Origin of the sequence: Bacillus sp. EKM202B (genome assembly GCF_011066025.1) — a bacterium.
Taxonomy (GTDB): Bacteria; Bacillota; Bacilli; order Bacillales; family Bacillaceae_G; genus Bacillus_A; species Bacillus_A toyonensis.
In genome coordinates this window covers 214,505-237,340 of record NZ_JAAMNK010000006.1, presented here as the reverse complement: position 1 = coordinate 237,340, position 22,836 = coordinate 214,505, and the positions used below count along the sequence as shown (strand labels likewise).

General features: G+C 35.1%; 25 protein-coding genes, 1 pseudogene and 1 other annotated feature. Of the genes and pseudogenes, 15 read left to right on the top strand and 11 right to left on the bottom strand.

Translation table 11 applies throughout. The annotated features are described in order from the left end of the window. Window positions 1–3: 3 nt before the first annotated feature. The 3 genes from mscL to G9F74_RS10830 all read right to left on the bottom strand — a co-directional run bounded on the left by mscL (window position 4) and on the right by G9F74_RS10830 (window position 2,217). Window positions 4–402 carry a large-conductance mechanosensitive channel protein MscL gene (gene mscL / locus G9F74_RS10840; protein WP_000267005.1) on the bottom strand — a complete coding sequence of 133 codons (399 nt, stop codon included), beginning with the start codon at window positions 400–402 and terminating at the stop codon, window positions 4–6. A gap of 128 nt (window positions 403–530) precedes the next feature. Next, on the bottom strand, window positions 531–1,457 hold the full coding sequence (locus tag G9F74_RS10835) for a Gfo/Idh/MocA family protein (protein ID WP_016109221.1): 927 nt from the start codon (window positions 1,455–1,457) through the stop codon (window positions 531–533). Between the two features lie 79 nt (window positions 1,458–1,536). Then, window positions 1,537–2,217: an ankyrin repeat domain-containing protein gene (locus G9F74_RS10830; RefSeq protein ID WP_000475135.1), complete on the bottom strand. Its 681-nt coding sequence runs from the start codon at window positions 2,215–2,217 to the stop codon at window positions 1,537–1,539. A 243-nt stretch (window positions 2,218–2,460) separates the two neighbouring features. Between G9F74_RS10830 and G9F74_RS10825 the strand changes: the two genes are divergently transcribed. From G9F74_RS10825 to G9F74_RS10815, 3 genes are all read left to right on the top strand, one after another. After that, on the top strand, window positions 2,461–3,915 hold the full coding sequence (locus G9F74_RS10825; RefSeq protein WP_000023853.1) for a sensor histidine kinase: 1,455 nt from the start codon (window positions 2,461–2,463) through the stop codon (window positions 3,913–3,915). Between the two features lies 1 nt (window position 3,916). Beyond that, on the top strand, window positions 3,917–4,606 hold the full coding sequence (locus G9F74_RS10820; RefSeq protein ID WP_002039721.1) for a response regulator transcription factor: 690 nt from the start codon (window positions 3,917–3,919) through the stop codon (window positions 4,604–4,606). Window positions 4,607–4,753: 147 nt separating this feature from the next. Continuing rightward, the gene (locus G9F74_RS10815; RefSeq protein ID WP_000503083.1) at window positions 4,754–5,041 is read left to right on the top strand and encodes a hypothetical protein; all 288 of its coding nucleotides are present in this window, start codon (window positions 4,754–4,756) and stop codon (window positions 5,039–5,041) included. 122 nt (window positions 5,042–5,163) lie between these two features. Here the strand turns inward: G9F74_RS10815 and G9F74_RS10810 are convergent, their stop codons facing one another. The 4 genes from G9F74_RS10810 to acuA all read right to left on the bottom strand — a co-directional run bounded on the left by G9F74_RS10810 (window position 5,164) and on the right by acuA (window position 8,641). Continuing rightward, complete coding sequence (locus tag G9F74_RS10810; protein WP_002093169.1) at window positions 5,164–5,985, bottom strand: alpha/beta fold hydrolase; 822 nt, start codon at window positions 5,983–5,985, stop codon at window positions 5,164–5,166. A 198-nt stretch (window positions 5,986–6,183) separates the two neighbouring features. Beyond that, window positions 6,184–7,350, bottom strand: coding sequence for an acetoin utilization protein AcuC (gene acuC, locus G9F74_RS10805; protein WP_000092814.1), 1,167 nt, complete (start codon window positions 7,348–7,350; stop codon window positions 6,184–6,186). Further along, a complete protein-coding gene (locus G9F74_RS10800; protein ID WP_000634579.1) occupies window positions 7,347–7,991 on the bottom strand; it encodes an acetoin utilization AcuB family protein in 645 nt (214 codons plus the stop codon). The genes acuC and G9F74_RS10800 overlap by 4 nt, the downstream gene beginning before the upstream one ends. Before the next feature lie 17 nt (window positions 7,992–8,008). Continuing rightward, window positions 8,009–8,641 (bottom strand): acetoin utilization protein acetyltransferase AcuA, encoded by a 633-nt coding sequence (gene acuA / locus G9F74_RS10795; RefSeq protein ID WP_000581385.1) that lies wholly within the window; start codon window positions 8,639–8,641, stop codon window positions 8,009–8,011. A gap of 176 nt (window positions 8,642–8,817) precedes the next feature. On the opposite strand from acuA, the gene acsA reads away from it, so the two are divergent. The 6 genes from acsA (at window position 8,818) to tyrS (ending at window position 14,088) form a co-directional block, all read left to right on the top strand. Further along, the gene (gene acsA / locus G9F74_RS10790) at window positions 8,818–10,536 is read left to right on the top strand and encodes an acetate--CoA ligase (protein WP_000862062.1); all 1,719 of its coding nucleotides are present in this window, start codon (window positions 8,818–8,820) and stop codon (window positions 10,534–10,536) included. A gap of 84 nt (window positions 10,537–10,620) precedes the next feature. Continuing rightward, entirely contained in the window at window positions 10,621–11,181 is a 561-nt protein-coding gene (locus tag G9F74_RS10785) for a maltose acetyltransferase domain-containing protein (RefSeq protein WP_016099034.1), read from the top strand. Between the two features lie 66 nt (window positions 11,182–11,247). Then, entirely contained in the window at window positions 11,248–11,703 is a 456-nt protein-coding gene (locus G9F74_RS10780) for a hypothetical protein (protein WP_000066426.1), read from the top strand. Then, entirely contained in the window at window positions 11,684–12,229 is a 546-nt protein-coding gene (locus G9F74_RS10775; protein WP_000057201.1) for an RNA polymerase sigma factor, read from the top strand. Before G9F74_RS10780 ends, G9F74_RS10775 begins: the two co-directional genes overlap by 20 nt. Then, the gene (locus G9F74_RS10770; protein WP_001293783.1) at window positions 12,210–12,455 is read left to right on the top strand and encodes a hypothetical protein; all 246 of its coding nucleotides are present in this window, start codon (window positions 12,210–12,212) and stop codon (window positions 12,453–12,455) included. The genes G9F74_RS10775 and G9F74_RS10770 overlap by 20 nt, the downstream gene beginning before the upstream one ends. A 77-nt stretch (window positions 12,456–12,532) precedes the next feature. Further along, window positions 12,533–12,761 (top strand) — a binding site (T-box leader). Between the two features lie 70 nt (window positions 12,762–12,831). Continuing rightward, window positions 12,832–14,088 (top strand): tyrosine--tRNA ligase, encoded by a 1,257-nt coding sequence (gene tyrS, locus G9F74_RS10765; protein WP_000512079.1) that lies wholly within the window; start codon window positions 12,832–12,834, stop codon window positions 14,086–14,088. 77 nt (window positions 14,089–14,165) lie between these two features. Here tyrS and G9F74_RS10760 read toward each other — a convergent pair whose 3' ends face one another. After that, on the bottom strand, window positions 14,166–14,468 hold the full coding sequence (locus G9F74_RS10760) for a YjdJ family protein (protein ID WP_000154645.1): 303 nt from the start codon (window positions 14,466–14,468) through the stop codon (window positions 14,166–14,168). 150 nt (window positions 14,469–14,618) lie between these two features. On the opposite strand from G9F74_RS10760, the gene G9F74_RS10755 reads away from it, so the two are divergent. After that, complete coding sequence (locus G9F74_RS10755; protein ID WP_000050940.1) at window positions 14,619–14,747, top strand: hypothetical protein; 129 nt, start codon at window positions 14,619–14,621, stop codon at window positions 14,745–14,747. A gap of 87 nt (window positions 14,748–14,834) precedes the next feature. On the opposite strand, the gene G9F74_RS10750 is transcribed toward G9F74_RS10755, so the two are convergent. From G9F74_RS10750 to G9F74_RS10740, 3 genes are all read right to left on the bottom strand, one after another. Then, the gene (locus G9F74_RS10750; RefSeq protein WP_000395707.1) at window positions 14,835–15,983 is read right to left on the bottom strand and encodes a type I restriction endonuclease; all 1,149 of its coding nucleotides are present in this window, start codon (window positions 15,981–15,983) and stop codon (window positions 14,835–14,837) included. 310 nt (window positions 15,984–16,293) lie between these two features. Then, window positions 16,294–17,475: a site-specific integrase gene (locus tag G9F74_RS10745; protein ID WP_458102666.1), complete on the bottom strand. Its 1,182-nt coding sequence runs from the start codon at window positions 17,473–17,475 to the stop codon at window positions 16,294–16,296. 65 nt (window positions 17,476–17,540) lie between these two features. Further along, a complete protein-coding gene (locus tag G9F74_RS10740; protein ID WP_016109219.1) occupies window positions 17,541–18,248 on the bottom strand; it encodes a helix-turn-helix domain-containing protein in 708 nt (235 codons plus the stop codon). Between the two features lie 137 nt (window positions 18,249–18,385). Between G9F74_RS10740 and G9F74_RS10735 the strand changes: the two genes are divergently transcribed. The 5 genes and pseudogenes from G9F74_RS10735 to G9F74_RS10715 all read left to right on the top strand — a co-directional run bounded on the left by G9F74_RS10735 (window position 18,386) and on the right by G9F74_RS10715 (window position 22,477). Beyond that, window positions 18,386–18,580 (top strand): helix-turn-helix domain-containing protein, encoded by a 195-nt coding sequence (locus tag G9F74_RS10735; protein WP_016109218.1) that lies wholly within the window; start codon window positions 18,386–18,388, stop codon window positions 18,578–18,580. 31 nt (window positions 18,581–18,611) lie between these two features. Continuing rightward, the gene (locus G9F74_RS10730; RefSeq protein ID WP_016109217.1) at window positions 18,612–18,881 is read left to right on the top strand and encodes a hypothetical protein; all 270 of its coding nucleotides are present in this window, start codon (window positions 18,612–18,614) and stop codon (window positions 18,879–18,881) included. A gap of 300 nt (window positions 18,882–19,181) precedes the next feature. Next, window positions 19,182–21,617 (top strand): DUF927 domain-containing protein, encoded by a 2,436-nt coding sequence (locus G9F74_RS10725; RefSeq protein ID WP_016109215.1) that lies wholly within the window; start codon window positions 19,182–19,184, stop codon window positions 21,615–21,617. A 337-nt stretch (window positions 21,618–21,954) separates the two neighbouring features. Next, window positions 21,955–22,182, top strand: a complete 228-nt coding sequence (locus tag G9F74_RS10720; RefSeq protein ID WP_016109214.1) for a hypothetical protein — start codon at window positions 21,955–21,957, stop codon at window positions 22,180–22,182. A gap of 11 nt (window positions 22,183–22,193) precedes the next feature. Continuing rightward, window positions 22,194–22,477: pseudogene (locus tag G9F74_RS10715) on the top strand (sigma factor-like helix-turn-helix DNA-binding protein). Window positions 22,478–22,836 lie beyond the last annotated feature (359 nt).

Here is a 22,836-nt window from a genome sequence, read left to right as displayed (position 1 = left end):
CAATTATGCTCTATCTTTAGAAGAATTTTGTTGTTTTAATAAGTCGCGAATTTCGCCAAGAAGTTCTTCTTCTTTTGTTGGTTCTGGAATTTCTTCTGTTTTTTCTTCTTCTCTTTTAGAAGTTAGTTTGTTGAATACTTTAACAAACATAAAGATAGCTGCTGCAATAATTAAGAAGTCAAAAATTGTTTGGATGAAGTTACCATACATAATAGATGACTTACCAAATGTGATTTTTAAATCTGTAAAGTCAACGCCACCTAATACCATACCAAGTAATGGTGTGATGATATCTTTTACTAAAGAACTAACGATTTTACCGAATGCAGCACCGATTACAACCCCGACAGCTAAATCAATTACATTCCCTTTGAAAGCGAACTTTTTAAACTCGTTCCACATGTGTTAATCCCATCCTTTCCACGTTTCATTATGAAATTTATAATTCCTATCAACATATTCTATAGAAATTTACGAGAGAAATAAAGGGGAAATGGGAATGAAAGTAAATTCTGAAAAATGTATCCGTTTTAATTTTTATTTACTTTGTCAAGTAGAGTTTGTAGCATTTGTTGCGTTTTTAATCCTTCTAATCCATCTACAACAGGCTTCGTATCTCCGTGTACACATTCAATAAAATGATGAACAGCATCTTCAAAACCACGCTGCTTTAACGTCGTTTCCCATGAGGGAGAACCGCTTTGTGAAACGGAATTTTCCTGTTCGATTTCAAATGTATTCATATTTTTTACGCGAATGATTTTTCCTGCTGTTACAAGTTCAATTTGTTCTAAATTTGTACCAGCATGGCGGTGCATTGCTGTTGAAAGTAATAGTCCGTTTGTTGTTTTATATGTATGATGGCCGTAAAGAAGTTCATTTTTCTCATTTATTTGCATCATATTATGAACGACGTTAAGGTCATCATTAGCTAACCAGCGAGCAGTATCTACAATATGTAAATAATCATCTAACATAGTAAAGTCGTACGTATTTGGCCCCACTTTATTTGTACGGTGTTTTTCAATTCGAATCCATGAAATAGCATTAGCCTGTTCTTTTGCAGCAACGTACATAGGAACGAAGCGGCGGTTAAATCCGACCATTAATTTTCGATTGTATTTTTCGCTCAATTCGACTAGTTTTTCAGCTTGTTCTACTGTAGCTGCTAACGGCTTATCTACATAAACATCGATTCCTTTTTTCAGAAGTTCAGAAACGATTTCATAATGTGTAGCAGTGGAACTATGAACGAAAACTGCATCACATTCTGAAGCTAACGTTTCAATAGAATGAAAGTCTTGAATACGGTATTGCTGACAAATTTGTTTTCTTTTTTCCGCGTTAGGTGTAAATGCCCCAACAAAATGCCAATCTAATTCTTTCGTAAGTGTTGGAAGATATGCCTTTTGTGCAATACTTCCAAGTCCAATCATCCCAATTTTAGGTTTATTCATTTGTATTCCCACCCTATCAATATTGATGTAACGGGTTAAATGTAGCATAGGGTGGGGGAGGAAGGCAAAAGTTAGCTTTTTACTTACGTCCTTCTACTAGAATCTTCTCTATCTCTTCAAAATTATGAGCACGAGCATGCTCTAGTGGGGTGACACCATCATTATCGGGAATGTTTACATCTGCGCCGTGTTCAATGAGCAGGCGAATGACTTGTTGTTGTGTTTCATCGCCGTTACTTAGTACGATAGCTTCCATTAAAGCTGTCCATCCGAGATTATTGACATGGTTTACATCGATATTTGTTCGCGTGAGGAGTTCTTTTATAACAGTAATATAGCCATGTTCTGAGGCTGGGATAAGAGCTGTTCCACCGTAACGATTCGTAAGTGCTGGATCCGCACCAGCATCAATTGTTAGTTTTAAAATGTCTAAGTAACCTTCCGCACCGGCGTATAGAAATGGATTGTTTTTTATATTATCTTGGATATTTACATCGGCGCCAGCATCGATAAGAGCTTTCGCGGTCTTTATATCATTTTTGTATGTGGCAATCATAAGCGGGGTGCGTCCTTGACTATCCGTTGCATTTATATTTGCTCCTTGTTTTAATAAAGATATAACAGTGTTCGTTTCGTTTTTTTCAGTAGCTGCTAGTAGTGCAGTCTCCATGTTTGTCATCTCCTTTTTTACTTCTTGTTCTTGCGAGCATCCTTGTAAAAAAATTACACAACATATCATGCTTAATGTTTTTTTGAACATGGAATTTCAACCTCCTAATTTCAACTGTAAAATAAGAACATTAAATTTTTATAAACTGACGCTAAAATTACTATAAAATCGCTTGAGTAATTGAACATATATTTTTATGCTTATGAATATGAAAGTTGAATCAATCGGGCGTTTACGGGTAGCCCGACTTTCATCTAACTTTTTGTTTTAACCGAATTTTGAGGTGGAAGTCTTACTGCCCACAAATAGCGTGATAAAGTGAGGATGTAAATGATGTCTATTAAAACAAGATTTTTATTTTCTTATATCGCTGTTATTCTCGTCTCCATTACGCTTATTTTAGTTGCGGGATTTTTAATTGTATTTTCCATAACAGGTGACTTGGAAGCAGTGAAAAATTTTTATAAAAGTTCTTATATTCAAAAGCCGCTGACTCCAGAAGAAGAGAATGCGTATCTTGAATTGAAAGGAGCGGCAAAGCAACATCAATATCAACTATTAGATGAATCGTTCGTTGCATCACTTGAAAAAGAAGGTGTGAAAATAGTTGTAAGAAAGGGAGAAACCATTTCTTATGCTACAAAGGGTTTTGAAAGTTCGACTGTAACAGAAGCCCTTCCGAAATTTGAAGCAGCAAATATTAATAGTCGTGGTACAACGGAACTAGGCGATACATTTTATCGGTATGTAAAATTTGATTTTTCTTTTCAAAATAATGAAGAAGGGAGTATATTTGTACTAAAAAAGCAAAGTTCGTTTGTAGATCTTACACAAAAATTATTTCCGATTTTGTTCGTAGCACTTTTACTGTTAGCCATTTTGCTCATTGGGTTAGTAAGCTATTTCGTCTCAAAAAGTGTGATAAAACCAATCTTTGTATTGAAAGATGCGACGGAGAGAATTAAAGAAGGGAATTTAGAATTTCAAATTCCAGTTACATCACATGATGAAATAGGTCAATTGAATCAAGGGTTTGAGGAAATGAGGAAGAAGTTAAAAGAGTCGATTGAAGTACAAACGCAGTATGAAGAAAATCGAAAAGAGCTCATTTCAAACATCTCCCATGATTTGAAAACACCGATTACATCTATTATCGGATATGTGGAAGGAATAAAGGACGGGGTAGCAAATACCCCGGAAAAAATGGATAAGTATTTAACAACGATTCATACGAAAGCAAAACATATGGATACACTCATTGATGAACTATTTTTATTTTCGAAGCTCGATTTGAATCGAGTCCCATTCCAGTTTGAAACGGTTGAATTAAATATGTTTATGCAGGAATTAATAGAAGAGATGCAGATGGATTTAAGTGAAGAAGGTATAGAAGTGTACTTACAATTACATCCATCACCACTATATGTAACGGCTGATTGCGAAAAGATAAATAGAGTGATATCAAATTTAATTCATAATAGTGTGAAATACATGGATAAAGAAGAGAAAAAAATTGCTGTAACAGTATCGAGTGATAACGATAAAGTTATTGTGAAAGTGATGGACAATGGATCAGGTATAGAATCTGATACACTTCCTTATATTTTTGAACGGTTTTATCGTGCAGAGCAATCTCGAAACTCTAGCACAGGTGGAAGTGGACTTGGTTTAGCGATTGCGAAGCAAATTGTGGAAGAACATGGCGGAGAAATTTGGGCGGAAAGTGAGCCTAGAGAAGGCACAAGCATTTTCTTCTCATTGGAAAAAGTAGAGAAATGTGGTGAGTAAATTGAAAAGAATCTTACTAATAGAAGATGAAGTAAGTATTGCAGAATTACAGCGAGATTATTTAGAAATTAGTGATTTTCAAGTTGATGTAGAGCATTCTGGAGAAATAGGCTTACAAATGGCTCTGCAAGAAGACTATGATTTAATTATTTTAGATATTATGCTTCCGAAAATGAATGGATTCGAAATTTGTAAACAAATACGTGCTATAAAAGATATTCCGATTTTACTTGTTTCAGCCAAAAAAGAAGATATAGATAAAATTCGCGGACTCGGATTAGGAGCGGATGATTATATAACGAAACCGTTTAGCCCAAGTGAATTAGTCGCAAGGGTAAAGGCACATATTTCTCGTTATGAAAGATTATCAGGAAATGTAAGTAAGCAACGTGATACGTTATATATTCATGGAATCTCTATCGATCAACGAGCGAGGAAAGTTTTTATAAACAATGAAGAAATCGCGTTTACAACGAAGGAATTTGATTTATTAACATTCTTTGTAACGCACCCAAACCAAGTATTAAATAAAGAACAGTTATTTGAACGTATTTGGGGATTAGATTCTGCTGGCGATTTAGCTACTGTTGTCGTTCACATTAGAAAGTTACGTGAAAAAATTGAAAGAGATCCTGCCCACCCGCAATATATTGAAACGGTATGGGGAGCTGGTTATCGTTTTAATGTGTAGTAAACCTGTCAAAGTGTTGACAGGTTTTTTATATGCGTAATAGTGTATTACACTTATGATTTGAATTTTAAAGGGAATATTAGGTAATTCGTGTTAAAATATAAAGAGAAATAAAACGCAGGATGGTTTGAGAGGAAGTGTTAGGTTTTGGGGGATGTACGAAAGAATATTAAATCAAACAAGGCTTTAAAGATTGGGACTAATATCATACTTATTTTATTAATTATTGGTGCAATACAAATGTTTTATGATAAAGATTATACAAATGACCATTTAGGTGGATTATTTTTGGTGGCTTTTTGGATGGTTAGAAGTATGTTTGGTATTACGATCAGCGTAAAAGAAGGAGATAAAAAGTCAGTATTTATTGATTTAGGTTTAGTCCTTTTTTCTTTTTATCTTTTATTTTATTATAGTATGAAGTTTTTCTTCTAAAAAATAAAGCTCAAAGTCATATAGAGACTTTGAGCTTTTATTAGTACATTAGTCTGTGAATTCATATGTTATTTATTTAGATTTTTTTAATAGTAACTGAACTCAAAACTGGATTTTCCCTGTTATAACGTTTTGTAAAATTCTTGTGTGATAGAAATAAAGTGGGTAGCCTCTTCTAAAAAAGGATAATGGTTACTGTCCTCAAATGGAATAAAGATAGAATTACGTATACCCTCATGCATCTCGATAGAATATTGAATTGGGCACTGCACATCGTGTCGTCCGCACATAATAAGTGTCTTTGTTTTAATAGAAGGTAAAGACTCTCTTAAATCAAATGAAGAATATTCATGAGCGAAAGCGTTCATGCGGCTGGTGGACATTGTTTTTTTGATCGGTCTACAAAAATAAAAGTTATAGTTTTCTGGTTTATACAATGATAATTTTGTTCTCTTAGTAGATAGTTCCTTTCGCTCTTCATTTGTAAGATGAGGGTTTTTCAAGTTCTCGATTAGTTCTTGCATATAATGAAATTGTGGATGGTAGGAATGGTAAATACAGTTTGATGTTTTCGTATAATCACTTGCTGCAGCTCCGGTTACGACTAATGATTGTAAGGAATTCGGATATGTAATCGCATACAAAATTCCAAGCATACCACCTGTTGAATGACCGGCGAAATGCCATGTTGGAAGTTGTAATGCTTCTCGTATTGCTTCTAAGTCGTGGATTGTTTCAATCATGCTTAATTTGTTTTCTGACTGGGCGGTTACAGAGCTACCGGCATCTCGTAAATTAATGAGAAATACACGATGCGTAGCAGTAAAAACATCCGCAAAGTAATCACCAGTTTCATTAAATTGTGAATAATGGTGTGTAACACAAAGCGGTTCACCATTCCCTTTTGTAAAGAGTTCAAATGTACCACGTTTCGTGCGGAGCATTTGTCGTTTCCACATAATATCACGACCTTTTCTCGTAAAAGTTGGGCCAGGCTGTTATGAAATGAAAATATATCAGCGATTATTAGAATATATCGGCGCAACTCGAAATATATCAGCGATTATTAAAATATATCGACTTACTGACAGAAATCGACAATAAATAAAAGGAGGCTATTAAAAAACGAGCCTCCTTTTCGTTTAGTACAAAGATTTTGTCATATTATTCCGAATAATTTCAAGGGATTTCGCTACAGTTAATGCATTCTTTTCTTCAATTTCTGGTTTACGGGGGATAGGTTTATACATGTTGTCTGGATCTTCCCATGTGAGGGGAAGTTCTGTTTCTGCTTGTCCTTTCCAAGCGTCAATCCATTCTGGAGGGAGATAACCTGAGATGTTTTGGATGTTGTTCATTTCGAGCCAAATGAGCGCCCACGCTCTTGGGACGACGCGCCAGTGGTCATAGCCACCGCCGCCGACAGCGATCCAGCGACCGTCGCAATATTCATTAGCGATTTCGCGAGCGAGCTTCGGTATTTCACGGTAAATATTCATCGTTGCACAAAGGTGTGTAAGTGGATCGTAATAATGCGCATCTGCACCGTTTTGCGTTAAAATAATATCCGGTTTAAAGTATGCGGCAACTTCTTTTACGACAGTTCGATATGATTCTAGAAACGATTCATCTTCTGTAAAAGCATCGAGTGGAACGTTAAAAGAATAACTATAGCCATTACCTTGTCCACGTTCATTTACAGCGCCAGTTCCAGGGAATAAATAACGTCCGGTTTCGTGTAATGAAATGGTGCATACGTTAGGATCATCGTAAAATGACCACTGTACACCATCACCGTGATGAGCATCTGTATCAATATATAAAACACGTAAACCGTATTTCTTTTGAATGTATTTCATTGCGATGGAACTATCGTTATAAATACAAAAACCAGATGCCTTGCCACGGAAGCCGTGATGTAAGCCGCCGCCTAAATTAAGTGCGTGTTTTACTTTTCCAGAAAGAACAGCATCGACAGCTGTTAACGTACCGCCAACGAGCAGTGCACTTGCCTCGTGCATATTTGGAAACATCGGTGTATCTTCTGTTCCGAGTCCATATGTCATCGCAATTGATTTTTCTAACTTTCCTTCTCCAGCACGTTTTACCGCATGTATGTACTCCTCTGTATGAACGTAGGCAATCTCTTCATCTGTAGCCATCCGTGGTGAGATGATTTGAGAGGGAGAGATGAAACCGCCCTTTTGTAATAAATCATACGTAAGTGTGACGCGCAGTTGGTTAAAAGGATGATCAGGGCTAAATGAATAGCCCCGAAAGTCATCCGAATAAATAAACGCGCTACTCATGCTTGTATCCCCATGATGTTTGGCCATAATACGCGGTAGCCTTCTGCTTCAAGTGCATCAATCACTTTTAGCGGATTCATCGTTTGAATGCGGAAAACAAGTACTTTATCATTCTCATCTTTTGCTGGATAGACGAGAACGCTCACGATATTTATTTGTAAATCACTAAAAATAGCAACGACTTTTCCAAGAATACCAGGTTCATTTTTTACTTGAATTTCAATTTGTGAACTTGGTTGATGTGCTCCTGTTAATTTTACTAACGTGTGCAGTACTGTAGATTCTGAGATGATACCAACTAACTTACCAGCCTTTGTAACAGGAAGGCAGCCAATTTTATTTTCAAAAAATAAAGTAGCAATTTCCTCAACGAAATCGAGAGGGTGGCAAGTCATTACAGGATGTTTCATAATAAGTTCGAGCGGTTGCTTCAGCATATCGAGTGAAACTTGTTCATCTAGAATAGACGGACTTGCATCTCTTACATCCCGATCAGAAATAATGCCTACGACGTGATTATTTTGATCGACAATTGGAATGTGCCGAATTCCTTTCGTGCGAATCGTTCGGATTGCTGTTTCGATTGTATCGTTTGGATGTAGCGTAACTACATTTTGATTCATAATTTCTTCTACAATCATTCCAGTTGCCCCCTTTATTAATACATAAAACGATTGTGAAAACGTAGACGGTCAAATGCTTGAATAGAATCCGTATCGACGCGATTACCGATGCGGACCATTAAACAGTTGGCAGGATGTGAACAAATTTCAGGATCATCTGTAGCCATCCATTGTAAACCACCAGCATTCATCATCTTTTCCATTACTTTTCGGTACTCCCAAACATTTAAACCTGTTTGTTTTAAATCCCAGTGCCAATAATATTCAGTCGTCAATATAATGTAATCTTCCATATAATCGTCCATCATAGACACTTCTAATAAGTTCTTTCCGACAGAGCACCCACGGAAGGCTGGGACGACTTCAATTGCCCCGAGCTCAATTAAGTTTTCCATTTTTCCTTCTGACCATCGTTCGAGCGGATCGGGATACAAATATGTAACATATCCAACAATCGTTTGGTCATGTCTAGCAATAATGAGACGTGCTTCTGGTAATTTAGAAATTTCGACAATTGCTTTATATTGCTGCTCGGCAGGACGAAACGCAATTAAATCTGGATGGAATTCATACATTTCAAGATTATGGGTAGAGACAGGACCTTCAATAATTAAAGTGCCTTTCGCTGTTTTCAAGTTTCTAGCATTATATATTTTTTTATGAATCAATGTATTGCTCACCACCTTGAGGGTTTGTGAATCTATTAATATCGTACTTTATAATATATGCGATGTGAATCGAATTTTGTCATTAAAAATTTGTCTAAAAATCAACAAATATACTGAAAATTTTAAATAATATCATTATAATAGATAATAGAATACATAGGAGGGGGATGTAAAGTATGAAAGTAGAAACGCTTCCTGTCATTAAAGGAGAAAATAATTTGCCGAATTATGAAGAGGCATACGCGAATTTTAACTGGGAAGAGGTTAATAAAAATTTTACTTGGAATGAGACAGGCCGAGTAAATATGGCGTATGAAGCAATTGATAAGCATGCGAAATCTGATCGAAAAAATAAAGTAGCCCTTTATTATCAAGATGGATCGCGAAAAGAGAAATATACATTTAAGGAAATGAAGGATTTTTCTAATAAAGCAGGAAACGTCCTAAAAAATTATGGCGATGTTGAAAAAGGCGATCGCGTTTTTATTTTTATGCCACGTTCTCCAGAATTATATTTCGCGCTTTTAGGTGCAGTGAAATTAGGAGCAATTGTTGGACCGCTATTTGAAGCATTTATGGAAGGCGCAGTTCGTGATCGTTTAGAAGATAGCGAGGCAAAGGTGTTAATTACAACTCCTGAATTGTTAGAGCGTATACCATTAAATGATTTACCAGCTTTAAAAACAGTCTTTCTTGTTGGAGATAATGTAGAAGAAGGTGGTAAAACAGTAGCGTTCAATCCTTTATTTGAACAAGCTTCAAAAGAATTACATATCGAATGGTTAGGCCGCGAAGACGGTTTAATTCTTCACTATACGTCTGGTTCTACTGGTAAGCCAAAAGGTGTTCTCCATGCGCAAAATGCAATGGTTCAGCACTATCAAACGGCGAAATGGGTATTAGATTTAAAAGAAGATGACGTATATTGGTGTACTGCTGACCCGGGCTGGGTAACGGGAACTGCTTACGGCATTTTTGCACCGTGGTTAGTCGGAGCATCAAATGTTATTTTAGGTGGACGATTTAGTCCAGATGCATGGTATGAAGCACTGCAAGATTACGGTGTAACAGTTTGGTATAGTGCACCGACAGCGTTCCGTATGTTAATGGGAGCTGGACAAGATGCAATTAAAAAATACGACTTATCACAAGTACGCCACGTATTAAGCGTAGGTGAGCCATTAAATCCAGAAGTAATTCGCTGGGGTATGAATGCATTTGGACTTCGTATTCATGATACGTGGTGGATGACAGAAACAGGTGGACAAGTTATTTGTAACTATCCTTGTATGGAAATCCGTCCAGGTTCAATGGGTAAACCAATTCCAGGTGTGAAAGCAGCGATTGTTGATAATGAAGGAAATGAAGTGCCTCCATACACAATGGGTAACTTAGCAATTGGTAAAGGTTGGCCAGCTATGATGCGTGGAATCTGGAATAACCAGCAAAAATATGAGTCATACTTTATGCCGGGAGACTGGTATGTATCAGGTGATTCAGCTTATATGGATGAAGACGGATACTTCTGGTTCCAAGGACGTATTGACGATGTAATTATGACGTCAGGTGAGCGAGTTGGACCGTTTGAAGTAGAAAGTAAACTAATCGAGCATGCTGCTGTTGCAGAAGCTGGTGTAATTGGTATTCCTGATCCGGTGCGCGGCGAAATTATTAAAGCGTTTATCGCACTTCGAGCAGGATACGAACCATCTGATGAATTAAAAGAAGAAATTCGTCAATTTGTAAAAAAAGGCCTAGCAGCTCATGCAGCGCCAAGACAAATTGAATTTAGAGATAAATTACCGAAAACGAGAAGTGGTAAAATTATGCGCCGCGTATTAAAAGCGTGGGAGTTAAACTTACCAACAGGTGACTTATCAACGATGGAAGATTAAGAGAGAAAGGTCTGAACGAAAAATGTTCAGGCCTTTCTTTTTTATGATATCATGAACTTATATATATAAGTTGAAGGGGATAGTATGATGAAAACAGAAAAAGAAAAGATGATACTAGGAGAAATGTACATACCGGCTGATCCAGTTTTAGTACAAGAAAGAGAGCAAGCACGTATATTAACGAGAAAATTAAATGATACGCCAGAAGAGCAATTGAAAGAGCGTAGCGAAATCGTAAAAGAATTATTCGGAACGACAGGAGATAATATTCATCTTGAATCTTCTTTTAGATGTGATTACGGCTATAACATTCATGTCGGTGAAAATTTTTACGCGAACTTTGACTGTACGATTTTAGACGTATGCCCGGTAACAATCGGAGTGAACTGTATGTTAGCTCCAGGTGTTCACATTTATACAGCAACGCATCCACTCGATCCAATTGAGCGTATAAGCGGATCAGAATACGGAAAACCAGTTACAATTGGCGATAACGTATGGATTGGCGGAAGAGCAATTATTAATCCAGGTGTAACAATTGGAGACAATGCGGTGATCGCATCTGGTGCTGTCGTAACGAAAGATGTGCCTAATAATGTAGTAGTTGGCGGGAACCCTGCAAAGATTATAAAAAAACTAAAATAATATTTGAACGAAGTGCCTTCCTCGTCTGCATACATTTATGAAAGAATAGATGAGGGAGGCTTTTATATGTCTAATAAATTACTTCTTGCTTTTGCTTTAATTGGAATTATAGTTGTATTTTCTTGTGGTCTTTTCTTACCGATACCAATTGGATATAGAGTATCAATGATTACAGCTGGAGTTATAATGGGTGTTCTGTTTTCAATCATTATTCCATTTGATAGAAAACATATAGTACGGAAAAATGGATATAAAATTGATTTTATAAAAACAAAAGTGTATTTTCGCTGGAATGTATTTGATACTATTTCTGTCTGCCTTGCGTTGTATGCATGCATATGTGTGCAAGCGTTAAATATTTTAGTTGCAATGGGATTTACGATTCAAAACCCATATGTTCAATTTTTTACAAATCAATCACAATTGTGGATTTTTATTGCGATTGCATATTTAATTTCCCGTATTTCATTAACGTTAAAAGGAATAAAGGAGATCAAAAATCATGGCGCAAATTGGGATTGAGGAGGAGCTCATGCTTGCGTATCAAAGTGGAGATAAACAAGCGGGAGAAAGACTATATGTTTTAATCAAACCAGCGCTATACACATTTTTATATCGATTTAACCGAGATGAACAATTAAGTATCGATCTTGTGCAAGACACGTTTTTGACGCTAGAGCGTAAGAAACATATGTATGAACTTGAAAAAGGTAAAATAAAAACATATTTATTTCAAATTGGTTATCGTCTTATGATTAATAAATTAAATAGGAGAAAAAAGTGGCGTACGCTTTTGCCATTTTTAGTGCCGATTCCGGAAAAAGAATTTTCTCACGAAGATCGGCTCACAGTAAGAGAAGCAATTTTGAAAGTTCCAGAAGAGCAAAGAGCGGTCCTAATCCTTTCTTATTATCATGACATGCAGCAAAAAGAAATTGCAGAGATATTAAACATTCCGATTGGAACGGTGAAATCGAGACTTCATAACGGGATAAAGAAATTGAAACAATTGCTGGAGGTGGACGAAATTGAGCGAAAATCCCTTTAAGAGTGAATATAAGTTAAAGCAACATTTAGATAGTGATCATGTAGAGATACCAGACTTTCCAAAAACGGTAAGTCGATTCGATCGATTAATCGGGTTTCTTGGTTCCCCAGCGAAAGATCCTGTGGAGGCGACCATTGGGAATGATTTATCGGTTGTGTTTCATGTATCGTTATTAGTTGGGGTTCCAATTCTTTCTCTTATTACGATACTCTTTATGACGTTGTAAAGGATTGGCAAGGAGAGAAACCGGGCCTCTATTTGACACGCCTATATAAATGATGGTATAAAGAAAAGTATATGAATAATTGAGCGTGGAAAGGGAGAAGTAGTGATCATTTCCCTGTTTTAGAGAGCTGATGGTCGGTGGAAATCAGCACATAGATGATCGCGAATTACGCCCCTAGAGCATCTTTTTTCGATTGAATTGTATTCAAAAGGGAAAAGACGGTGCTAAGCCGTTATGTAAATAAGGTGGTAGGCTTTTTTTGCCTGCAACTAGGGTGGTAACGCGATAATCAAAATCGTCCCTTATTTGAAGGGGCGATTTTTTTATGTTTTCAACTTTCACGCCAGTAATGAACTTAAAGGAGAGTATGTAGGATATGGGTATTTTACAAGATCTTGAATTTCGCGGTCTAATTAATCAGCAAACAGATGCTGAGGGCCTTGAGCAATTATTAGAAAAAGAAAGCGTTAAATTATACTGTGGTTTCGACCCGACAGCGGATAGCTTACACATCGGTCATATGTTACCAGTATTAATGTTACGTCGTTTCCAATTAGCTGGTCATCAACCAATCGCACTTGTTGGCGGTGGTACTGGTATGATCGGTGACCCAAGTGGTAAAAAAGCAGAGCGTACATTAAATACGAAAGATACAGTTGCTTACTACACAGAAAGCATTAAAAACCAACTTTCAAACTTCTTAGAGTTTGAAAACGTGGACAACCCAGCAACAATGGCTAACAACTATGACTGGCTTGGTAACTTAGATGTCATTTCATTCTTACGCGATATCGGTAAAAACTTCGGTTTAAACTATATGTTAGCAAAAGATACAGTAGCATCTCGTTTAGAGACGGGTATTTCATTCACTGAGTTTAGTTACATGATCTTACAATCATACGACTTCTTAAACTTATACCAACACCATAATTGCCGCCTACAAATCGGTGGTAGTGACCAATGGGGTAACATTACAGCTGGTCTTGAATTAATCCGTAAATCAGAAGAAGATGCGAAAGCATTCGGTTTAACAATTCCACTTGTTACAAAATCTGACGGTACGAAGTTTGGTAAAACAGAAGGCGGCGCAATTTGGTTAGATCCAGAGAAAACAACTCCTTACGAGTTCTACCAATTCTGGATTAACACAGATGACCGCGACGTTGTTAAATACTTAAAATACTTCACATTCTTATCTCATGAAGAAATTCTTGAGCTTGAAAAGCAAGTAGCTGAAGCGCCAGAAAAACGTGCAGCACAAAAAGCGTTAGGTTCTGAAATGACAAAACTTGTTCACGGTGAAGAAGCATTAGAGCAAGCGATTAAAATTTCAGCTGCACTATTCAGCGGTTCTGTAGCAGAACTGACTGCAAATGAAATCGAACAAGGATTCAAAGACGTACCATCTGTAGAACGTACTGCAGAAGATACAGTATTAATCGACTTACTTGTAGAAAGCAAAATCTCTCCATCAAAACGTCAAGCACGTGAAGATGTAACGAACGGTGCAATCTACGTAAACGGTGAGCGTACACAAGCATTAGACTATGTTGTAACAGAAAACGACCGCATCGAAGGTAAATTCACAATCATTCGCCGCGGTAAGAAGAAATATTTCTTAATTCGTTACTAATCAGAAACGAATATAAACAAATAGTACCCCGGATTGTAGGCTGAAAGGTTTATGATTCGGGGTTTTTATGTATGAATTTAGATTACCTTACGAGTTCTTGTAAATAGAATATGAAGAATTAATACGAGCATATAAAGTAAGCTAATGAGCATAACAATAAATGCTGTTGGATAAAATTTTGCTGCATATATAAAGAAATCGATTTGATAAATATCTTGGTAATTTGAAACGGTGCCTTTAAAATAATTCGTAAACTTAGCGCTATATTTCCATTCATCAGGATAATCTATTAAATTACTCCCCTGATACCAACTCATAAGTGTTGAAGTAATAAAAAGCATACATGCACTGCCCAATTGAACCATTTGGTTTATCGTCAAAAGAAATCAACCTCCTATTTTATGGTTATTATAGCGTGCATTCGTATTCCTGTAACCTTTTTGTTGTAATCTCCTTTTCGAGTTCATACGGAAATCACATGTAAGCGGTATGATAAACGTATAACAAATAGAAAGGAGTGGTAAAACAAAATGTCACTAGAAGCGCTCATTATTTTTTCTTTGCTAAATGCGGGTCAGCTTGCAGAGAATTCGAAGGTTGATATACATAAAGAGCAAAAAGATGCTTATGTATATGTTCAAAAAGAGGAAAATAAATAACTTTATTTTATATATAAATGACAAAAAGCCAATCCAGAGGATTGGCTTTTTGTCATTGTGTTGGAAAAAGAGGGGAAATCCCTCTTTTTAAACATTAGCTAAAATTTGATCATAGCATGAAATAATAAGTGGTTCCAAATCTTTTAAATCATTAACATTATCAATGAAAATTCTACTTACTCCCTGTGATTTTGGGGCTTGCTCAACAACGAAATTAGGGCATAGCTGTTTAGTAGCTTCTAGATCTAGTCTTACAACTAAGGATTTTGCATCTCCATCAAGGAAGAGACGTATAAACCATTTTGTGATTACACGATTCATGATGCAAAAATAACTAATAGTATCTTTATATTTGAGGTCACTGATGTCTCTTTGATTTTCAGTTAATATTTCTTTAACAATGTTAAAGGCAGTCAGTTCATCTTCGGTAGTGAAAACTCTATCTGTTTTGTCTTCTTTGCTAATGTCTTCCATTATTTCGGCAGAAGCGGCTGCAACTAGGCTTGTTTCTATTTTCTCCGTTATTTTTGTTTCTTTTGGTGTTAAACCATCACTGATTATTTCTAATAGTGTTCGATTAATTGCTTTTTTAACAATTGGTCGGAACCGCTCTAAAACGTTATTTGTAATTCTAGTTGAGCTAAAGTCTTTAATTAGAAAACGAAGGAAGTCATCTGAAGGATTTTTAAATAACTCTTTAATTGTGGAGTTTAAATTGGTCATATAAATAAGTTCTTCGGCATATTTTACGATCTCTTCAGCTTCAAAATTCTCTTTTGTAAAAGTTTCAATCGTTTCAATATCTAAATTACTTAAATTATCCATACTGAATGTGAAGAAAGGTTTTTCATCCATTACATTGTCATTTGTTAAATCAGTATAAAATTTGTATTCTATACCATTAGTTAGTACCCCTACTTTGACATCAGGTAAGGCATTGAAATACCTAGATAGTTGCGCATCGTGTTTAAGGAGGTTTTCTGTTACAGGTTTTGCCTCAATTAAAATAATTGGAACTCCATTTTTGAAAACCGCATAATCGACTTTTTCCCCCTTTTTAGTTCCAAAGTCTGCAATATACTCAGGTCTAACTTCTAAAGGGCTAAAAACGTCATAACCTAGCTTTTGAAGAAAAGGAATAATTAAGGATTGCTTGGTCATTTCTTCATTAGTTATGTACTCTTTTCGTTCTAAAATTTGGTTAGCTATTTTGTTTATGTCATTTCTGAATTCCATATCAACGTCTCCTCGTTATAAAGTTTAAAAATCCTTAATATTAATACTATTATTTAAAAATTCATAATATAACATAAGTTATGTATGGAAATAGGAAGGTTATTTTTTTATTTGAATTAGATTAGATAAAACATATTTGTTTTAGGTGGGGGTATAGAGTATTGGGATTTTTATGTTACGTGGGATATAAAAAATTATGGTGAGAATTGAAAAAAGCCAATCCACAGGATTGGCTTTTTGTCATTAACGAGAGTAGAACTCGATAGTATCAAAAAGCCTTATTATATCAGTGTTTGGAGTAGGTCTATTATTAACTAGCCCCAAAATTAGCCCCACTTTCTGCTAAGCTTTGACTAAATAACTCTACTGACATAGATTCCATTTCCTTTAATACATGGCCATAAATTTCATAAATCATTTGTGGAGTATTCCCTAAACGTTCGGCAATTACTTTCACATTTAAACCTTGATTTAATAATATGGTGCAATGTGTATGACGTAAGCCATGTATTGTTATCGAAGGAAGGTTTGTTTTATTTAATACTCTTCTAAATGCATATAGGACACTGCTATCTGTTATAGGTTTTCCGGTTTGGTATGATGTAAATACAAAAGATTCATCATGTAGTTTATATCCAAAAGACAGCATTGTTTCCATGCACCATTTCCGATAAACCTTTAATTGATTTACTAATACATCATCTATTAGAATTGTTCTATAACTATTTTTTGTTTTTGGTGATCGTACACCTTTATTATCCCTGGTACGTTCAATAGTAATTGTTTTTTTATCAAAATCGATGTTGTTCCATTGTAAACCACAAGTCTCGCCTCTACGAATTCCTGTGTATGCAACTGTTAATAAAAATGTGTAGTTTGTAGTGTTTTCTTCTTGTTTCGCTACTTTTAAAAATTCAACTAATTGCTCAGGTGTGAAATAATTGTTGTTTTCGTCTTTAACAGTTTCTTGGCTTGAAAGTTTAATTTTTGTGAAGCGATTACGAGACAATATTTCATCTTCTACAGCTGCGTTAATAGCGATCTTGAATAGGGTGTGAAATAAATGAACTGTACTTGGCTTATATTTCTTTTCAAGTACATTCAAAAATTCTCTCTTATATGTGGTTCTATCCAATGTTTGCAACTTGTAACGGCCAAGTAATGGTTTCATTTGTAAGCGAATAGCCATTTCACGTTGCGCTCGAGAGGTTGGTTTCCAACTATTTTTATGAGTGTTATACCATATATCTAACCATTCCCCAATGGTCATTTGATCATGTTCCACTTGTTTAGATTCACCACGTATTGTTGCAGCTTTCACTTCTAAAAGGGATTTGAGAGCTGCTTTTTCTGTTTTAAATCCACTTTTTTTCTTCTCTTTTCTTTTCCCCGTGTTGTCATAATACTTATGACGGTACATCCACAGTTTTTCGTTCTTTGTATTGAAATAATAGTATATTTCCGGTTCTTTTGCTGATTTGTGCAACTTCACTATTACCATTCCTTTCATTGCTTTGGCTGGCGTATGCATAGGAATGGATAAGTGTTGAATTGGTGTTATTTATCTTTGTCACGATCAGATGAATCTTGGTTTAAAAATGTAAACTTAAAACTCTTCATATGGTCATATTCCTTTTCAATGTCTTCATCTGAAGGGCAATTTACTTCAAGTTTTTCAAATAAAACTTCTAATATCTTTGTAGCTGTTTTCCTCTGTTCATAATTTAGCGATTTGCCATCAAAAAATACATCGCCCCCATTTAAAAGTATTTTTAAATCTGGATAATGGAGTCTGCGATATTCCCACAAGGCAAAATTTTTATGGTCTCTTTCTATATATGCTTCTTCTTCTTCGGGTGTCATGGATTCCCAAAAAGCCTTTTCTTCTCTATGTGCTTGTATATCTGCATCTGTATATAATCCAGCCTGCCAAGCTAATTCAGCAAATTCAATTCCAAGAGTCTCGGATAATTTTCTAATAACACCATATGCAAGTTGTCTTTGTCCTTTTTCAAAATACTGTTTTTCCTCTAGTGATAGATTATCAAATGGATTTCCGCTTAAAAGATACTCGATTGTCACATTTCCTATTTCTGCAATTTTTGCAAGGCGTTCATTATTTGGGACTGTAATTCCCTTTTCCCATTTCGAAACAACGCTTTTGTTAGCATTTAGTATTTGCTTTCCGAATTCCTCTAATGTCATTCCGTTTTTAATCCTTATTAACTTTATTCTTTGTCCTAACGCTTCTTTATTATTTTTCATGATATACCTCCGATTAGGGTTAATAATAATTTAATAATACAACAAGTATCATAAAGTGTCATCTTTTTATTGACAGTATCACTAAGTGTCATTTATTATAAAAGTATCATAAAGTTTCACGCGGAAGGAGGGAAGGTATGAAAAAAGTTACATTAACTGTCAAAGAAGTTGCAGCATTATTGGGTGTTTCTTTAACAACTGTATATTCAATGACACGTATGAGTGAAATTCCACATGCAAGAGTTAGGGGGAAAATACTTTTTCACCGCCCAACAATTGAAACATGGTTAATTAATGGAGCTATGCAAAGCTGCGAAAAGGTAGAAGCATAATTTAATTGATAAATAGAATGAGGTGAAAAAAGTGATTCCTGCAAATGTGCAAGTGAATATTGATGAAAAAGCCATCAAGGAGTACATACAGCAGCAGATAGATCAGCAGATTCATGAAACATTGTTAATGGTTGATGTTGAAAAATTAGTAACCATTACATCAATGAGCAAAAGATTTTTGGATGATGAGATTTTGTCAGACCCTCGTATGAGATTAATAGAGCGACGACGTAATAGAAAACGTTGGTGGTTCTATAAGCAAGCTCTTGAGGTAATAACAGAAATTGTAGATGAATGGTAAGTAACAACGCTTTGGCTGGCGTGTGCATAGGAAAAAAAGTCCATGAAAGATTAGGTGGATAAATACTTATTAATTCAAATTGCTTGATATTTTGTAGCAACTTTGATTTGGAAACGATTGAGGTGAATAGGTTAATGACGACTGCTGAAATACGTGAAGACAAGTTACATATGATTTTAGAAAAAGCGGAAAACGGTGATTCAAAAGCAATCAAAGTTTTAAAAGGAATTAATCGAATATTAAAGCAAGTATGATATTTACTTTCGAAAACATTATTAAGAGAAAAGGAGGTGCTCATTTTTGAAAGTTACCATGCCGCACTATATAACAAGAATTGATGAAATGTTACCTGGAGCAAAAATTATCAAGCTTACTGGATATGCAAATGGAAATACAGATTATCAGAAGGCTAAGAGTCCAATAGGCTCATGGCAAAGCAGTACTTCTTTAAATGAGGAACAAATAAGCGATTGGATAGAAAAAGGCGGCTGGATAGGTGTAAGGATACCAAAAGGATTTTATTTGGTGGATATTGATAACACGCAAGAAGGAGAGTTATTGAAAGAACTTCTTGAGGGTGAAAATATAAATCATCATGCGATTAAAACACCTAATGGATTGCAGTTTATTTTTAAAGGTGAAACGGATAGAGCACTCAATCAAGGTCAATATCAGAACTATGTTAACCGTTTAGGTTTAACACAAGATACACGGGCTGCTGAAAAAGGCTATATAGTATTTCCAACTGAAAATACCGAAGGGCGTTATGTACTATCTCAAAGTATGGGGAATTTAGGCGAATTACCGCATTATCTTTATAAAGTGTGGAACGCACAAAAAAAGCCTTCTCCAATGTCTTACCCTTATGAAACTAGCGGCAGCCGTGATGGTGATTTTTTCGACTTAGCCCGAAGATTATTAACGTGCGGTGTAAACAAAGAAGACGTATTGGAAAGCCTTCAATTAGCTTATGAATATTTTGTACCGTATAAAGAAGGTTTCCCTTTAAGTACAATAAATGAAAAGGTAGAATCTGCCTGCAAATTTATAAAAACAAATGAAAGTAAAAGCAAACCAACTAATGAAATTGCGGAATTTAAAATTCATGTAGATGGTATAAGCGAAGATAAAGTTATTCCTAAGCCTTTTAAAATAGGAAACAAAGGTACACTTTTTGAGACTAGAGAGGATAAGGATGGAAATGAGATAACAAAACTCGTATCTCGCAAAACACCATATATTACAAAGGAATTCCATAACATAGAACGTTCACAGGTCCTTTATGAAATTGAATGGAAGGAAAGTAATAGAACTGTAAGTGAAGTTGTACCAGCTTCTACTATTGCGGTTAGAAAAGAATTACTAGAACTAAGTGATAAAGGTTTTTCTGTTAATGATAATAATGTTAAGAAAATCATTGCTTATTTTGATCAATATCTATTGGTTAATAATATAGGACAACATTATGCAGTAGAACGTTTAGGGCATATAAAGGATACTTTTATCCACCCTTTAGTTACTAAAGATGTTGAAATAATGGCGATAGATCATGGTGAGAAACAACTACTTGAAGCCTTTGAAGTGAAAGGAACAAGTGATACTTGGAAAACAGAAGTGTTTGAACGAATTAAACAGCATCCCAAGGCAGTATTTTTTGTTCTTTCTAGTTTTGCGAGTGTTATTATAAAGGATTTACGTTTACAACCTTTCATTGTTGATTTAAGTGGAACAACCTCACAGGGCAAGACTACTACATTAAAAGTGGCTGCAAGTGTTTGGGGTAATGAAAGCTTAATGAGTGAGTGGAATGCTACAAAAGTATCTATTGAGAGAAAATCAGCATATTTAAACAGTTTTCCTTTATTAATGGATGATACACGGAAAGCCGATGAACGTATTTTAAAAGATGTTATTTATTCTTTCAGTGGAGGACGTTCAAAAGGAAGAGGAAGTTTAAAAGGAAGTCAGAGGGAGTTTACTTGGCATAATATTTTACTAAGTACAGGTGAAGTAACTTTAAACGAATATGCAAAAAATCAAGGTGGAGCTGCTGCTAGAATTATTCCGCTAGTTGACCAGCCATTAAAGAAAGATCATAGCAATATTATGGCACTACATGAAGCATTAGAAAACAACTACGGAGCGATAGGAATAGATTTCTTAAAAGTTTGGTTGAAACATAAAAAGGAGCTTATTCCAGAGTATCACAAGTTTAGACAACATTATGTAGATAAATCCAAAGATAATGAAGTATTAAGCCGATTAGCTGGATATTATGCTGCAGTCCATTTTACAGGAAGTATACTAAAGAGCAAAGTGGATTTCGATATTGATCTAAAAGCTATTTCCTCATTATTTGATGATATAGCAGAAGAAAATAAAGCAATAGACAAGCCTATGCAGTTTTTAGAAGAGATACTTTCGGATTTGGATAGTAGTAGACAGGATATATTTTATGATTATATGCCTAAAATTATTAAAGCAATTTATAAGGATAAACAAAGACAGTTGTTTTTGACACCAGCTTATGTAAAGGACTTTTTAGGATTAGAAGAAAAGCCAACACGTAGAGAATGGCTAAAACGAGGCATCACCTCTCCAATAGAAGATAAGGATAAAATCGTTGACTATAAACAAGTAAAACACAAGGGTAAGAATGTCAGAGTGATATTTTTAAATATGGATATTGTCAATGAATTAGGATTTAACTTTCATGAGGAAACAAATGTGCATTAAAAAACGCAGTAGCAAAAGTAACAAAAATGATGATAAGTTCTATCTTTTGTGTTACCTCATTAAACCTTAGAGCCACAAGGGATTGATAGTTAAAGGTAACAAAAGTAACAAAGGTAACAAGTAGATATAAGTTATGTTTTTTTAATAATAAAAGAAACTATAAAAAACTAATATACAGTACATTTTCAAAAAAAGTGCTACTCTTGTTACCTTTTCAAAAAATAAGGTTAAAACCGTTGGGAGAGTAAGGTTTAATAGGGTAACGAAAAATTGGAGAAATACGTTACCATCGGTGTTACCTTGTTACCAAAACATAAATAAACAAGGGTGTGTAGAAATGACTTCAAAAAAAGCTCCAATCGTATTAGCAGTTGAACGTGATGAAAAAGGAAATCTTAGTACATGGTGTCAATACTGTAGAAAGTTTCATCATCACGGAACAGGTGAAGGACACAGGGATGCGCATTGTTTTGAGGAAGATAGTCCATATATTCGTACAGGTTATGTCCTTAAGAAGATGAAACTATCGGGTAAAGAGGTTGTTACAAAGAATAAGCCTAAGTAGGTGATACGTAATTGGTTTGCCTTAAAGATTATCAAATGTTAGAAGAAGAGATCACTTATTTGGAATACAAGTTAAATAGAATACATGCTGAATTAAAACGTCAGAGCAATTGCAACAGCTCGTTGACATATTGAGTAATTTCAAAAACTTAGAACAACAGATACTTAAGCTGAAATATATTGATGGAATGACGTTAGAAGGCATAGGAGCCAAGTTAAATTACAGTACGCATTATATTAAAGTGAAACATGCTGAGATTATGAGAAGAATCCAGTTTGCTGAGAGATTAAAGTAAGATGATAAAGAACTGTGAAAGGAAAATAAAATATTTTACAAGCTATTTAATTAATTAAACAAGAATTGAGTTGTTCATTTGTAAACAAAAATTAAAAATAAATTTTTATATAACACCCCCCGGTCAAAATATAGAAAAATTTTTGCTGGGGGACCGATCAACGCGAGGGGGAGATTTGTCTTTTTATTTTTTGCTTTTCGCGCGTGGAAAATAGAAAAAAAGGCCAAAAAAGATGCTTTCCTATTTTTTTAGGAAAACATTTATGTTTTTAATCGGTAAATTAAATTGTTACTTATGAACCTATAAATCGCATGAAATCAACGTTTGTTTCGTTAAATTTAGATTCTCACAACTCAAAT